The 15,517-nt window shown below is 70.5% G+C and carries 10 protein-coding genes; 5 read left to right on the forward strand and 5 right to left on the reverse strand.

Annotated elements, in window-relative coordinates:
• Nucleotides 1-55 precede the first annotated feature (55 nt).
• A complete protein-coding gene (rpsO, locus tag BLV01_RS14970) occupies nt 56-316 on the forward strand; it encodes a 30S ribosomal protein S15 (protein ID WP_091801151.1) in 261 nt (86 codons plus the stop codon).
• Nucleotides 317-575: 259 nt separating this feature from the next.
• Nucleotides 576-2,684 carry a polyribonucleotide nucleotidyltransferase gene (pnp, locus tag BLV01_RS14975; protein WP_091801154.1) on the forward strand — a complete coding sequence of 703 codons (2,109 nt, stop codon included), beginning with the start codon at nt 576-578 and terminating at the stop codon, nt 2,682-2,684.
• A 192-nt stretch (nt 2,685-2,876) separates the two neighbouring features.
• Here pnp and BLV01_RS25510 read toward each other — a convergent pair whose 3' ends face one another.
• Entirely contained in the window at nt 2,877-3,578 is a 702-nt protein-coding gene (locus BLV01_RS25510) for a hypothetical protein (protein ID WP_139178708.1), read from the reverse strand.
• A gap of 187 nt (nt 3,579-3,765) precedes the next feature.
• Between BLV01_RS25510 and BLV01_RS14980 the strand changes: the two genes are divergently transcribed.
• Entirely contained in the window at nt 3,766-8,568 is a 4,803-nt protein-coding gene (locus BLV01_RS14980; RefSeq protein ID WP_139178710.1) for a beta strand repeat-containing protein, read from the forward strand.
• Nucleotides 8,569-8,802: 234 nt separating this feature from the next.
• Here the strand turns inward: BLV01_RS14980 and BLV01_RS14985 are convergent, their stop codons facing one another.
• On the reverse strand, nt 8,803-10,158 hold the full coding sequence (locus BLV01_RS14985; protein ID WP_091801160.1) for an MATE family efflux transporter: 1,356 nt from the start codon (nt 10,156-10,158) through the stop codon (nt 8,803-8,805).
• A 715-nt stretch (nt 10,159-10,873) separates the two neighbouring features.
• Nucleotides 10,874-11,506 (reverse strand): DUF2239 family protein, encoded by a 633-nt coding sequence (locus BLV01_RS14990; RefSeq protein WP_091801163.1) that lies wholly within the window; start codon nt 11,504-11,506, stop codon nt 10,874-10,876.
• A gap of 426 nt (nt 11,507-11,932) precedes the next feature.
• Between BLV01_RS14990 and BLV01_RS14995 the strand changes: the two genes are divergently transcribed.
• Both BLV01_RS14995 and BLV01_RS15000 read left to right on the forward strand, forming a co-directional pair.
• Nucleotides 11,933-12,580: a DUF5671 domain-containing protein gene (locus BLV01_RS14995; protein ID WP_091801166.1), complete on the forward strand. Its 648-nt coding sequence runs from the start codon at nt 11,933-11,935 to the stop codon at nt 12,578-12,580.
• On the forward strand, nt 12,577-13,017 hold the full coding sequence (locus BLV01_RS15000) for a hypothetical protein (protein ID WP_091801168.1): 441 nt from the start codon (nt 12,577-12,579) through the stop codon (nt 13,015-13,017). Before BLV01_RS14995 ends, BLV01_RS15000 begins: the two co-directional genes overlap by 4 nt.
• Nucleotides 13,018-13,125: 108 nt before the next feature.
• Here the strand turns inward: BLV01_RS15000 and BLV01_RS15005 are convergent, their stop codons facing one another.
• Both BLV01_RS15005 and BLV01_RS15010 read right to left on the reverse strand, forming a co-directional pair.
• On the reverse strand, nt 13,126-14,268 hold the full coding sequence (locus BLV01_RS15005) for a hypothetical protein (protein WP_091801171.1): 1,143 nt from the start codon (nt 14,266-14,268) through the stop codon (nt 13,126-13,128).
• 270 nt (nt 14,269-14,538) lie between these two features.
• Nucleotides 14,539-15,438, reverse strand: coding sequence for an SDR family oxidoreductase (locus tag BLV01_RS15010; RefSeq protein WP_091801174.1), 900 nt, complete (start codon nt 15,436-15,438; stop codon nt 14,539-14,541).
• Nucleotides 15,439-15,517 lie beyond the last annotated feature (79 nt).

The raw sequence follows: 15,517 nt of genomic DNA on the forward strand, positions 1-15,517 counted from the left end.
TGTTGACCGCGCCGATTCGCTTCTGCGGGCCGCGCATCTAGATAGAGAAGACACCATGTCGATCGACACCCAGAAAGTCATTGAAGACAACAAGCGCGGCGCCAACGACACCGGTTCGCCGGAAGTCCAGGTCGCCCTGCTGACCGCCCGCATCGAACAGCTGACCGGCCACTTCAAGACCCACAAGCAGGACCACCACAGCCGTCGCGGCCTGCTGATGATGGTCAACCGCCGTCGCAGCCTGCTCGACTACCTCAAGCGCAAAGACAACGAGCGCTACAAGGCCCTGATCGAGAAGCTCGGCCTGCGCCGCTAATCGGACACCCCACCGCGGCGCAGCGATGCGCCGCGGTTTGTTTTGGCGGAGACGAAACCTCCGCCGGGCGATGCAGGACGCAGCGCCGCCAGCGACGAAACGCGAGCGCGATCGTCGAACTGGACCGGCCCTCGGGCCACGTGCGACGCGGCGCGGAGCGCGCGCGGAACACAACCATCCTCAGGTCGCTTGCGCCGGCGGCCGACCGGAGCGGGGCAAGGGCCTCGACCGGCACGCATAGATACCGAAGGAACCCACCGTGGCAAAAATTACCAAGACCTTCCAGTACGGCAACCATCAGGTGACCCTGGAGACCGGCGAAATCGCCCGTCAGGCCGGCGGCGCCGTCATCGTCAAGATGGACGACACCGTGCTGCTGGTGACCGCCGTCGCCGCCAAGAGCGCGCGCGAGGGGCAGGATTTCTTCCCGCTCACCGTCGATTACCAGGAGAAGTTCTACGCCGGCGGCCGCATCCCGGGCGGCTTCTTCAAGCGCGAGGGCCGCGCGACGGAGAAGGAAACCCTGATCTCGCGCCTGATCGACCGTCCGATCCGCCCGCTGTTCCCGGAAGACTACCGTAACGAAGTGCAGATCATCGCCACGGTGATGTCGCTCAATCCGGAAGTCGACGGCGACATCCCGGCGCTGATCGGCGCCTCGGCCGCGATGGCGCTGGCCGGCACCCCGTTCCAGGGCCCGATCGGCGCGGCCAAGGTCGGCTACAAGAACGGCCAGTACCTGCTCAACCCGACCGCCACCGAGCTGGCCGACTCCGACCTGGAACTGGTCGTGGCCGGCACCTCCAACGCGGTGCTGATGGTCGAATCCGAAGCCGACATGCTGTCCGAAGAGGTCATGCTCGGCGCGGTGATGTTCGGCCATCGCGAGATGCAGAAGGTCATCAACATCATCAACGAGCTGGTCGTCGAAGCCGGCACCAAGCCGTCGAGCTGGGAAGCTCCGGCCAAGAACGAAGCGCTGATCGGCGCGCTCAAGGAAGCGGTGGGCGACCAGCTCGCCGGCGCCTTCCAGGTGCGCGACAAGCTGCAGCGCCGCGACGCCATCGGCGCGATCAAGAAGGACGTGCTGCTGTCGCTGGCCGGCCGCGCCGAAGCCGACGGCTGGTCCACGGGCGAACTGTCGAAGGAATTCGGCGAGCTCGAGTACCAGACCATGCGCAGCTCGGTGCTCGACACCAAGATCCGCATCGACGGCCGCGCGCTCGACACCGTGCGCCCGATCTCCTCGAAGGTCGGCGTGCTGCCGCGCACCCACGGCTCCTCGCTGTTCACCCGCGGCGAAACCCAGGCCATCGTGGTCGCCACCCTCGGCACCGCGCGCGACGGCCAGATCATCGACGCCGTCTCGGGCGAGTACAAGGAACACTTCCTGTTCCACTACAACTTCCCGCCCTTCTCGGTCGGCGAGTGCGGCCGCATGATGGGCCCGAAGCGTCGCGAAATCGGCCACGGCCGCCTGGCCAAGCGCGGCGTGCTCGCCGTGATGCCGACCATGGAAGCGTTCCCGTACACCATCCGCGTGGTCTCGGAAATCACCGAGTCCAACGGCTCGTCGTCGATGGCTTCGGTCTGCGGCAGCTCGCTGGCGCTGATGGACGCGGGCGTGCCGATCAAGGCGCCGGTCGCCGGCATCGCCATGGGCCTGGTCAAGGAAGGCGACAACTTCGTCGTCCTGTCCGACATCCTGGGCGATGAAGATCACCTCGGCGACATGGACTTCAAGGTCGCCGGCACGTCGGAAGGCATCTCGGCGCTGCAGATGGACATCAAGATCCAGGGCATCACCGAAGAGATCATGAAGGTCGCGCTGGAGCAGGCCAAGGCCGGCCGCCTGCACATCCTCGGCGAGATGGCCCACGCCATCACCGAGTCGCGCTCGGAGCTGTCCGAGTACGCGCCGCGCCTGCTGACGATGAAGATCCACCCGGACAAGATCCGCGAAGTGATCGGCAAGGGCGGCTCGACCATCCAGGCGATCACCAAGGAAACCGGCACCCAGATCGACATCCAGGACGACGGCACCATCGTCATCGCCTCGGTCAACGCCGCCGCCGCGCAGGCCGCCAAGTCGCGCATCGACCAGATCGTCTCCGACGTCGAGCCGGGCCGCATCTACGAAGGCAAGGTCGCCAAGATCATGGACTTCGGCGCGTTCGTGACCATCCTGCCGGGCAAGGACGGCCTGGTGCACGTCTCGCAGATCTCCAACGAGCGCGTCGAGAAGGTCTCCGACAAGCTCAAGGAAGGCGACGTGGTCAAGGTCAAGGTGCTGGAAGTCGACAAGCAGGGCCGCATCCGCCTGTCGATGAAGGCCGTGGAAGAAGGCGAGGGCGTCTCGGCCGAGTAATCGCCGGGCGACATCGCAGTAAACGAAAAAGCGGGCTTCGGCCCGCTTTTTCTTTGTCCGCAAAACGGCCGCGACGCCTCGCGGCTCACGCCTGGGCACGCGTGGTGTGACCGATTCGGCCTGAAATTGCCTGCATCGCGACGGCATGTCCTGGTTCGGCGCGCAGCGGAGATAAACCCTGTCGATACGGATTCAGACGGCCGCGAAGCGGCTTGGGGCCGCCGGATTCGACGGTAGGCGCGGATGCGCGAACGCGTTCGCTGGGTACGGCTCGCCGATTCCCGCGTGCAAAGCCCCGGCGGCGCGCCGATCGGACTGGGAGGCGGGGGCCTTGAGGATGTGCCTGGAGCGGTTTCGCGTTAGTGCGCCAACCGCGCCGCGGCGTGCCGCGCCTCGCCGCGGCGAACGCATCCGGTTGTCGCAGGAGTACGAAGCGCCGACGCCGGGCGCGACCCTGCAGCCGATGGTCAGCGCCGCGAGCCTTGCGGTGAGCGCACCGGCACGCCCGACGGCGTGACCTGCGGCGCCAACCGGATCTACAGCCATGCCGCGAACCCGGACGGCGGCGACTGCGCAGGCACTCTGTGCGCGTGCGGTCCGGTGCGGGTGCGTGGCGACGATTTCACCGCGCCGGCCTTGCGCACCCAGGTGCGGACGAATGCGGGCCATGCCCGCTGGACGGCAGGCGACCCCACCGCGTCCTCGGTGGATATGGCGACGATCGGGCTCTCGCTGGGCCTGCCCACGCTCGCCGCGACCCGGGCGTCCAACGACGCTGCCGGCAACGTTCGCGTTCAGCGGCGGCAACGGCATCGCCGGCCACGCCACCGCCGCCAGCGGCCAGTGCTTGCCCGGCGCCGCCGGCGCGTTGCCGGCGCGGGCGTCGGCGAGCACGGCGCCCCCGAGGCCGCGACCGCAGCCAGGCGGCCTCAGCGTGTCCTGATCGACCCCCGGCGCACGATTCAGGTCAGGAAGTATTCGGTAGCAGGGGTTCGCGGGTCCGCGAACGGACTGCTACACCAAAGACACAGACCCCGGCTGGGCAGGGGACAAAGGGGATGCGCTGGTGATGGGGCTGAGCTTGAAGCTGGATTCGGTGGCGCCAATCGGCCGCGACGCGGGGGTCGCTACCGGCGTCGGGTTGTTTCAGGGGGATAACACAATGGAATCGATCCGAACGGCTGTCGCGCGACGCGCAGCCCATACCGGCATGACGGACGCAGCAGGCCCGCAGCGGGCTACGGCGGCGCCGAGGCCCGCCGGTTCGCGATACGCGCTCCTGGCGCTGCTGGTACTGGCCGGCATGGTGCCGTTCCACGCGGCGCAGGCGCAGGTCACGGTCTTCGACGAGACCTTCACCGGTGGCAATGCGTCGGCCACCGCCACCAATCCCACACTGATTACCAACTACGTTGGCGCCCCGCCGGAGAACATGACCTTCACCACGACTCCGGCGTGGTCGAATACAGGCACTTGCAATGGCATTGTGGCGTCTTGGTCGCAAGCTGCTAACAGTCCGGTCGGCACAGCACATTGCGGCGGCTTCCAGTCGTGGTGGAACAACGTGCAGGGTTTGGCGCTCGCAATGGGCGCTTACGATGCCAACCTCCCGAACGGTCAGAATGCGACGAACGCCGGCACGGCGGCTACCGAGAATCTGTCGGTCGCGGCTTACACGGGCGCCAACCCTGGTGCCCCGAACACGATCATCCAGAACGCAACGCCGATTGCGTTGCCTGTCAGCCCGGCAGGCGGCAGCGGCCGCTTCGTGACGCTCCGCTTCACTGCTGCCGCAATGAACTGCGGTGCACCGGGCGCATCCGATCCCGTGATTACGTTTGCATTGAATGGCACCGAGCTGGACCTCGCGGCGGGTGGCACGAATCTCTGCCGCGGGGGACTGAACCCCAGGACCTACTCCATTCCCGCCAAGGGGAGCGCGTCCGCCACAACAGCTCGCGTTGCCGCTTTCTACCCCAATGGCAGCCTCTCGAGGCTACTCACGGCCCCCATCACCGTCCGCTTGACCAACCGTGTAGCCACCGGCAGCGGCAACGACTGGGCCTGGGACAATTTCACCGTGGTCGACGTGACGCCCTCGGTCACCAAGGCGGTGGACGGGCTGGATTATGTCGGCCAGACCAAGCGTCTGACCTTCACCGTCACCAATACCACCGGCGACAACGGGCTCAAGAACGGCTGGGCCTTCACCGACACCTTGCCTGCCAACGTCACCGTGGCCAATCCGGCCGGCGTGACCGTTGGCGGTGCGGCGGGCTGCTCGGCGACCACCTCCGGCACCGTTGCGGGCGGCAACGCCATCGTCGTCACCGGCGGCAACCTGCCGGCCGGCACCGCGGGCGGCACGGCGACCACCTGCACCATCGCGGTCGATGTGGTCAGCACCGTGCCCGGCATCTACATCAACAACGGCAGCAATTTCACCTCGTCGACGGGTTTGAACGTCCCCACCGTCGATACGCAGATGGAATGGGTGCGCAACACCGTGACCGTCACCAAGATCACCCAAAACGGCACGGGGGCTTTCAGCTTCACCAACGGCAACGACACCGCAACAGGCAGCCTGCCTTACACCATCACCACGACTGCCGCGGGCGCGCCCGGCACGGCCGGTCCGCAGCGCATCCTGACCGCTGCCAGCGCAACGGCTACCACCACCTTGAGCGAAGCGGCGGTCGCCGGCTGGGCGGTGACCGGCACGCCGGCCTGCACCGTGGGCGGCGCTGCGCTGGCCGGCGTGGCCTATGCCGCCGGCACGCGAACGCTGACCTTGCCCGCGTTGCCGGTCGTGACCGGCGGCAGGGATGTGCAGTGCAGCTTCATCAACTCGCGCCAGACCGTGACCGTGGTCAAGAGCGTCACCAACGACAACGGCGGCAACGCGACCGCGGCCAACTTCAACATCGTGTTCAACGGCAGCGCGGTGAGCTTCGGCGCCCCGACCGGATCGGCGCCGACCCTGACGTATTCGACGAATGCGATTGAAGTTCCTGTCGGCACCTATGCCTTGAGCGAAGCCGACGTGGCCGGCTACACCGAAGGCACGTGGACCTGCACCGGCACCGGCGTGACCATGAACTCCACCGCGTTCGACAACGGCAGCGTGACCCTGGCCGACGGCGCGAGCGCCACCTGCACCATCACCAACGACGACACCGCGGCCGCGCTGACCTTGCGCAAGACCGTGGTCAACGACAACGGCGGCACCGCGGTGGCGACGGCCTGGACCTTGAACGCCGCCGGCCCGACCCCGATCAGCGGCGCGCACGGCGCGGCGGCGGTGACCAATGCCGCGGTCGGCGCGGGCACGTACACCTTGTCCGAGAACGGCGGGCCCGCGGGTTACACGGCGTCCGCCTACAGTTGCTCGATCGACGGCGGCGCGGCCGTCGCCGGCAATACGCTGGCGCTGGGCAGCGGCCAGAGCGCGGTGTGCACCGTCACCAACGACGACACCCCGGCCACGCTGACGCTGCGCAAGAGCGTGGTCAACGACAACGGCGGCACCGCGGTGGCGACGGCCTGGACCTTGAACGCGGCCGGCCCGACCCCGATCAGCGGCGCGCACGGCGCGGCGGCGGTGACCGATGCCGCGGTCGGCGCGGGCACGTACACCTTGTCCGAGAACGGCGGGCCGGCCGGCTATACGGCCTCGGCCTACAGCTGTTCGATCGACGGCGGCGCGGCCGTCGTCGGCGACACGCTGGCGTTGGTCAACGGCCAGAACGCGGTCTGCACCGTCACCAACGACGACACCCCGGCCACGCTGACCTTGCAAAAGATCGTGGTTAACGACAGCGGCGGCACCGCGGTGGCGACGGCGTGGACCTTGAACGCGGCCGGCCCGACCCCGATCAGCGGCGCTCACGGCGCGGCGGCGGTGACCGGTGCGGCGGTCAGCGCGGGCACCTATACGCTGTCGGAAACGGGCGGCCCTGGCGGCTACGCCGCCTCGGCCTATAGCTGCTCGATCGATGGCGGCGCGGCCGTCGCCGGCAATTCGTTGACCCTGGCCAACGGCCAGAGCGCGGTCTGCGCCATCACCAACGATGACCAGCCGGCGCGGTTGACCTTGCAGAAGAACGTGATCAACGACAGTGGCGGTACGGTGCAACGCACGGCCTGGACCTTGAACGCTGCCGGCCCGACACCGATCAGCGGCACGCATGGCGCGGCGCCGGTGACCAATGCGGCGGTCACCGCCGGCGCCTACACGCTGTCGGAGACCGGCCCGGCCGGCTACAACGCCGGCGCCTGGCAATGCACCAACGGCGTGACCGTGAACGGGAACAGCCAGATCACCCTGGCCAACGGCGCAACCACCAGCTGCACGATCACCAACAACGACCGGCCGACGGTGCTGTCGCTGCTCAAGACCGTGGTCAACGACAACGGCGGCACCCGGGTAGCCGCCAACTGGACGCTGAGGGCCGCCGGCCCGTCGACGATCAGCGGCGCGGCGCCGGTCCTGCTCCGAACAGTGAATCCTGGTACCTACACCCTGTCCGAAACTGGGCCGGGGGGCTACACGGCCAGCGCCTGGACGTGCACTGGCGGGTTGACCGTGACGGGAGGAAACCAGGTCATTGTGCCAACTGGTTTCAACGGTGCTTGCAGCATCACCAACAACGACCAGCCGGCGCAGCTGACCCTGCAGAAAACCGTGGTCAACGACAATGGCGGTGCGGCCGTCGCGACCGACTGGACGCTGGCGGCGGCCGGCCCGACCGCGATCAGCGGCACGCACGGCGCGACCACGGTGACCAATGCGACGGTCAACGCGGGCACCTACGTCCTGTCCGAAAATGGTGGCCCGGCCGGCTATACGGCTTCGGCCTATAGCTGTTCGATCAATGGCGGTGCGGCGGTCGCCGGCAATTCGCTGGCCTTGGCCAACGGCCAGAACGCGGTGTGCACCATCACCAACGACGACACGCCGGCCACGCTGACCTTGCAAAAGACCGTGGTCAACGACGACGGCGGCACCGCGGTGGCGACGGCCTGGACCTTGAACGCGGCCGGCCCGACGCAGATCAGCGGTACGCACGGCGCGGCGGCGGTGACCAACGTGGCGGTCGGCGCGGGCACCTACACGTTGTCGGAAAACGGCGGCCCGGCCGGCTACGCGGCTTCGGACTACAGCTGTTCGATCGACGGCGGCGCGGCGGTCGCCGGCAACTCGGTGACGCTGGCCGGCGGCCAGAACGCGGTGTGCACCGTGACCAACGACGACACGCCGGCCACGCTGACGCTGCGCAAGAGCGTGGTCAACGACAACGGCGGCACCGCGGTGGCGACGGCCTGGACCTTGAACGCGGCCGGCCCGACCCCGATCAGCGGCGCCCATGGCGCAGCGGCGGTGACCGATGCGGCAGTCGGCGCGGGCACCTACACGTTGTCGGAAAGCGGCGGCCCTGCCGGGTACACGGCTTCGGCCTACAGCTGCTCGATCGACGGCGGCGCGGCGGTCGCCGGCGATTCGGTGACGCTGGCCAACGGCCAGAGCGCGGTGTGCACCGTCACCAACGACGATAGCAACGAAGCCGACCTGTCGATCACCAAGAGCAATACCTATACGCCGGCCGATCCCAGCGACCAGGCCGGCGACACGGTGGTCGCCGGAGCGGCCACGACGTATACGGTGGTGGTGACCAACAACGGCCCGGCCACGGTCGTCGGCGCGGTGGTGCGCGATACGCCGCAGGCGGGATTGGACTGTCCGGCGGCGAATCCGGTGACCTGCAGCGGCGCGGCCTGTCCGGGCGGAGCGATCACCGTCGGCGACCTGGGCGGCGGAGTGACGCTGGGCGCATTGGCGGCGGGCGCGACGGCGACGTTCGCCTTCAGCTGCGCGGTGCAGTAGTCCGGCTTCGTCGCAGGCGGTGGCGATGCGGATCGGGCCGCATCGCCGTTGCTCGCCAGCGTTCCGGCGCATAGCTCGATGAGCCGAATTACCGGCAGCACGCCACCGCCGACGCGACGCACGAAGAGCGAGCCTGGGCTCGCTCTTCGTGTTTTTGCGGATACACGCCGGATCGGATCGGGTCGGCGTTCGGCGTTGCGACAGCCTGCGGCGACGCATCGCAGATGCGTCGGCTCAACCCGCCGCGGCGCCCATCTGCGGCAACCTCGCGCGCAACTCGCGCCGCAGCAGCCACAGCACCGTCGCCGCCTGCAGCACGGTCGTGCCGACCGACAGCGACCACAACTGGCGCAGTTCGAAGCCCGGATGCTGCGACAGCCAGACCGCCGGCAGCGCGAACGTCGCCAGCCGCGAGGTGCTGGCGTACAGCGCCGGCCGGGTGTTGCCGAGCGCCTGGAACATGCCCGAGCAGGTGAAGATCAGCCCCGAGGCGACGAAGTTCCACGACACGATGCGCAGGAAACCGGCGGCGACTTCGGCGGCCTGGGTGTTGTCGGCGAACGGGCGCATGAACCACTCCGGCCGCCACTGGCACAGCAGGGTCAGCGCGAACATCGCTACGCTGCCGATCAACGCGGCGCTGCGGAAGGTCGCCAGCACCCGCTCGCCGCGGCCGGCGCCGACGTTCTGCCCGGCCACCGGCGCGACCGCGAAGGCGATGGCCATGATCGGTAGCAAGATCGCCTGCATCACCCGCATGCCGATGCCGTAGCCGGCCTGGGCGTCGGTGCCGAGGCCGCGCAGGCACCAGTAGGTGACCGCCATGAACACGAACATCAGCGCGAATTCGCCGCCCGGCGGCAGGCCGATGGCGAGGATCCGCCGCCACACCGGCGGCTGCGGCCGCAGCTGGCGCGCGTCGACGCCGACGTAGCGCTCCAGGCGCGCGAAATACAACAGCATCAGCGCCACGCCGACCGTGATCGAGATCGAGCTGGCCCAGCCGGCGCCGGCGACGCCGAACGCGCGGCCGGTCAGCCAGCCGGCGATCAGCACCGGCGCCAGGATCGCGTTGAGCACGACGGTGACGATCTGCACCAGCATGGTCGGCTTGGAGATGCCGGTGCCGCGCAGCGCCGCGCCGAGCGCGACCAGCGCGAACTGCAGCGCCAGCCCGGGCAGGAACGCGTGCAGGTAGGCGACGCCGGCCGCGGCGCTGGCCGGGTCGGCGGCGATCGCGCGCATGTAGGCGCCGCTGAAGGCGTAGCCGGCGATCAGCGTGACCACCGCGGCGAGTGCGGCCAACAGCAGGCTTTGGTTGAACACGCGGTTGGCGTCGCCGGCGTCCTTGCGGCCGCAGGCCTGGGCGATCAAGGCCATGGCGCCGACGCCGAGCACCTGGCTCGCGGCCATGACCAGGAACTGCAGGTTGCCGGCCGCGCCGACGCCGGCGATGGCGGCGTCGCCCAGGCGCGAGACGAAGTAGAGATCGATCAGCACGTAGAGCATCTGGAACGCCATGCCGACGCCGATGGGCACGGCGAGCGAGATCAGGTGTTTGGGGATCGAGCCTTGGGTGAGGTCGCGCATGCGGGGGGGCCTGTGGGTGGGGCGCGCAGAAGCAGAGGGCGGGTCGGGAAAAACGCGACTGCCGATGCGGCCGACGCGGCGAAGCAGCGAAGCGGATTTGGAGCCGTCTCTGGGCGCCGGCGCGGATTGCGGGGTCGGTGTTGCCTTGTGCGTGGCGTGGCGCGACGCGGCTCGGCTCGGCGATGCGGTGTTCGTATTGCGGTACGCGTGGAAGCGATTCGGTGTTGGTGTTGCGGCCTTCGTACAAGCGCTGCGGCGCTGGTGTTGCGGCCTTCGTACAAGCGCTGAAGTGCTGGTGTTGCGGTCTTCGTACAAGCGCTGCAGTGCTGGCGTTGCGGTCTTCGTGCAAGCGCTGCGGATCGGATTCGCGCTGTCCCCCACGAGCTGTCTTCGAGCGGTCGCCTGGATGCGACGCGCATCGGTGGGAGCGACGGTCGGCGGCTTCCTGGCCGCCTGTTCAAACCGTCATCCCCGCGAAGGCGGGGATTCAGAGACTTCAGCGCCATCCCTGGATCGAAGCGACGCGGAACCGGGCTCGGCGCAAACGACGGCCGACGGATTGCGCGATGTCTTCTTCCACCTGTCGCCCCTCGAAACCGAAACCGGCGACATCCGCGCCGCGCTGCGACGCCGCCCCCGAGTATTCCGCCGCAGCGAAGCGACTCGCGACGGGTACTCGCGGAACCGCGCTGGATGCGAAACCGCGCCGCTGCTCTTACGTCGCCGGCGTCGCCGACACGGCGAACGCGTCGCCCGCGAGCGCGAGCAGGTACTCGCGCACATCCGCCGGCCAGGCGTCGAGGCGCTGCACGAAGCCGGCGCGGTCGCCGGCGAACAGCGCGCGGGTGGCGTCCTCCGCGCCGGGCGCGTTGCCGGCCAGGGCGTTGAGGCAGCGGTAGGCGGCTTCGCGCGCGAGCCGCTGGCGCATGCCGGCCTCGCCTTGCTTGCGCGCCTGGTCGATGAGCTTGCGCAGGGTGACCGAGGCGCCGCCGGGTTGCGCTGCGAGCCAATCCCAGTGGCGCGGCAGCAAGGTGATCTCGCGCGCGGTCACGCCCAGGCGCGGACGGCCGCGGCCGCGCGGGGCCGGCTCGGCGTGCGGCGGGTCGCCGGCCGGCTCGGCCTCGGCCTCGGCCGGCAAGTCGCGGTAGCGCTCGGCCACGGCCTGCGCGTCGCCGCCGAGGTGCAGGTCGATCTGCTGGCCGGTGCGGTCGTCGAACACCAGCAGTTCGGCGTCGCCGGCGCGCGCGGCGGCGGCGTGCACCGCGACGGCGACGTCGGCGAGGCGGCCGCGGGCCAGCAGGCGTTGGCCGGCGAAGGCGGTGTAGCCGGGGGCGAGGGGCGTGGTCATTGGGGAGGATCGGTGGGGCGAGGTCGCGAATATTATCCGGGTATAATTTACGTGGCAAGTGGTTGGAGCCCGTTTCGTACGGTTCCGGCACCGGGCCTGCCGCCCGGCCGTGTGTCCCCAAGCGTCGATCCGTGCGACGGCTCGATCCGACCAGCTCCCGATGCCCGCGTCCCGAGCCATCGATCCGCCAGCCCCGCAGCGGCTCCGGCCCGCACGAATCCGTCGCCGCACCAGCGCAGCCGGATCGCGCGACCCCGAGGCCGAAACTGCCGCGCCGCAGCATTGCGCGGCCGGCCTGACGGCCGGCGTCGCCGCCAACGCGCCATGCGGTAGCGCGACGCTAGACCTCGCCCGCCGCGCGCAGGCCGCGCCCGCGACCGCGCGGCGGCGGGGCTAGAGTCGGCCGACCTCATCAGGAGCAAGACCATGGCCGCCGGCATCACCGCCTTGGAGCGGTTCGTCCATCAAGCCCTGGCCAGCGGACAGTCGCGGCAGAGCACGGCGCAGGCGCTGGTCGCGGCGGGCTGGAGCGAAGCGCAGGTGCGCGGCGCGCTCGGCGCGTACGCCGACAGCGACTTTCCGGTGCCGGTGCCGCGGCCGCGCGTGTCGGTGTCGGCGCGCGAGACCTTCGTGTACCTGCTGACCTTCAGCGCGCTGTACGTGGTCGCCTTCCATCTGGGCGACCTGTGGTTCGACCTGATCGAGTTCTATCTGCCCGACCCGATCGAGCCGTACGCGTACTGGGGCAGCGGCGTCGACGATTCGCTGCGCAGCTCGGTCGCCGCGCTGGCGGTGGCGTTCCCGTTGTTCGCCTGGCTGTGCCACCGGATCGACGCCGACGTGCGCCGCAATCCGGGCCAGCGGCTGTCGCCGGTGCGGCGCTGGCTGACCTACCTGACCTTGTTCCTGGCCGCGGCGGCGTTGATCTGCGATGCGGCCGCGCTGCTGTACCACTGGCTCGGCGGCGAGCTGAGCCTGCGGTTCGGACTCAAGGCGCTGGCGGTGGCGGTGGTCGCCGGCAGCGCGTTCGGCTACTACATCCGCGACCTGCAACGCGAGGAGACGCAGGCATGAAGGCTTCCCCGGGACGCATCCTCATCGTCGCCGCCGGTGCGGCCATCCTGGCCAGTTCGGCGTTGGCGATCGCGGTGATCGGCGGGCCGGGCGACCAGCGCCTGGCGCGCATGGACCTGCGCCGCACTCAAGACCTGGAGCGAGTTCAGGACGAGATCGAGCGCTATGGCGAACGCCACAATCGCCTGCCGCCGGACCTGGCCGCGCTGGTGGCGCAGCCGGGCGTGGCCCTGGACGTGGTCGATCCGCAGACCGCCGCGCCGTACCGCTACCTGCCCGGCGCCGGCGGAACCTACCGGCTGTGCGCGCGCTTCGACACCGACAGCGGCCAGCGCGACGCCGCGCGCCGCTCCGAGAGCGAACTCGACGACGACTGGCGCCATCCGCGCGGCGAGTTCTGCTTCGACGGCGATGCGTCCGACGCGCTGCAGGAGTGAGTGCGGCGGCGCATCGGGTGTGCGGCGCGCGCGGCCGCGGCGGCTGCGCGCGCCATCGGTATCGCCGCCGCCATCGGGCTGGCGCGCCGCGTGCGCGGCGGGTCCGGCTCAGCCGGCGCCTTCGCACTCCTGGCGCTGCACGTCGGGCACGAAGCCGCCCTGCATCAGGAACATCGGCGGCGTGTTCGGCGCCGCGCCGCCGGGGCCCGCGGGCGGAGTCGGCGCGCTCGGCGGGCTCCAGCTCTGCGCGCGTTCGGCGGCGCGCCCGCGCGCCTGGCTGACTTGTTCGGGCGACAGGTCGCGGGTCAGCGCGCGGATCTGCGCGTCGAGCATCTCGCGCGAATTGAAGCGGCCGCCGCGCGGCCCGCGCGCGCCGGGGCCGCCCGGCGCGGCCTCGGGGCCGTCGGCGTCCTGGGCCGGCAGGCCGTCGCGCAACTGCAGGAACAGCGCCAGCGATTCGACCGCGTTGGGCTGCACCACCTGGCCGAGGAAACCGCGGCGCATGCCGTCGCGCTGCGGCGAATAGGCATAGGCCAGCGAGGCGAGCATGCGCGCGTCGCCGCGCTGGGCGGCGGTGCGCGCGATCGACTCGGCTTCGCCGCGATAGGTGGCCAGGCCGGGCAGGTTGTCGAGCAGTTCCTGGTAGCGGAAGGCGTTGCCGCTGGCGTAGTGGCGCATCGCCGCCGGTTGGCCGGCCAGCGCGGCGCGGCGCCAGTAGGCGGCGCGTTGTTCGGGGCTGATCGGCGGCACCTGCGCGCAGTGCTCGGACTGGGTCAGCAGGCGGTCGGTCATGCTTTGGTAGCTCTCGGCCATGCGCTCGCGCTGCTCGCGTTGCTGCGGGGTGTCCTGCGGCATGCGTTCGAGCTGGCGTTCGAACATGTCGAGATTGTTCTCGGCGCCGGCCAGGCGCATGCGCAGGCTGTCGCAGTACTCCATCTCGGCGGCGAGGCGGCAGGCGGCGGCGGGTTCGCTGGCGGCGCGGCGCTGCAGTTCCGGCAGGACCAGGCGCAGCGGCGAGTCGATCGGCGGCAGCGGCCGCGCGGTGCCGGCGTCGTAGCGCGCGATCGCCGCGGACGCGGCCGGCGCGGCGCCGGCCTTCGCCGGCGCGGCGGCATCCGCGCGCGCGGCGGCGAGCGCCGGCGGCGGCGCGTCGGCGCCGCTGCGGCGGCCCCAGTAGTACATGCCGGCGCCGGTGGCGGCCAGCGCGGCGACCCAGATCAGCGTGCGTCCATGCTTGAGCGTTGCGGTCATCGAGCGACGTGAGGGCGACGGTGGTCCCGAATCATAAGCGCAGATTCGGCACAGCGTGTGCGCCTCGTCGCCCGGCCGGGCCAGTGTGGATTCTGACAGGTCCTCTTGGCAGCGCCGGGCGCGCGGCGCCAAGCTGCGCGGCAGACCTCCCTCTGCCGGCAGCCGCCAGGACGGCCGCCGCCGGCGCAACGAAACCGCGCACGGGCCGGGGCGATGAGCCTCGGCCCGTGCGTTTTTTCGGTTCGTCGTTTCAGCCGCGTTTCGGCGCGATCAGGCCGGGCGCGGGGCGAGCAGGTCGGCGAGATCGTTGCGGCGCAGGAATTCGGCGCGGATGCGGTCGGCGACGGCGCTGACGGTTTCCGCGCCGTCGTCGGCGGGATCGACGTGGACGCGGAACGGGCGCCGGCCGGGCGGGCGTTCCAGGATTGCGACCATGGCCTCGGCGACGCTGGCCGGATCGGCGTCGGCGGGCACGCCGGCGGCGAGTTTTTCCAGGATCTCCGGGCCGAAGCCGGCGGTCGGGCCTTGCTCGTAGTCGGCGACGCGCTGCGCATCGGCCGGCGCGCCGGCGTGGGCGAAGTGATTGGTGCCGGAGGTGAACGCGCCCGGCACCAGGATCGAGGTCTCGATGCCCCAGCGCGCGAGTTCGCCGGCGTAGCTGACCGCGAGCGAATCCATCGCCGCCTTGGCCGCGAAGTACGGCGCCAGGTACGGCGGCGTGCCGCCGCGCGCGCTGGTGCTCGACACCCACAGCAACAGGCCGCGGCGTTGCGCGCGCAGCTGCGGCAGCGCGGCGCGGTTGACCCGCTGCGCGCCGAGCACGTTGCTGTCGTAGAGCTGGGCGAACTGTTCCGGGGTGAACGCCTCGGCCGGGCCGAACGCCATGTGGCCGGCGTTGTGCACCAGCGCATCGAGACGGCCGTGCGCGGCGAGGATCGTCGCGACGGCGGCGTCGGCCGAAGCCTGCGAGGCGACATCGAGTTCGAGCGTGCGCAGGTCCACGCCGTGTTCGCGGGCGTAGTCGCCCGCGGCGGCGACCTGCGGCGCGTTGCGCCCGGCGGTCTCGCGCATGCTGGCGTAGACGGTGTGGCCGGCGCGGGCGAGGGCGCGCGCGGCGAGGGCGCCGAAACCGCTGGACGCGCCGGTGATGAGGACGATCTGCTGGGTCATGGCAAGGCTCCGCTGGCGGGCGTGGGGCGCCCGGAGGAAAGAAGAGGGGTGAGGGGCGGGCGCTCGCCGCGGGCGCGAA

Source organism: Lysobacter sp. yr284 (genome assembly GCF_900107375.1).
GTDB lineage: Bacteria > Pseudomonadota > Gammaproteobacteria > Xanthomonadales > Xanthomonadaceae > Lysobacter.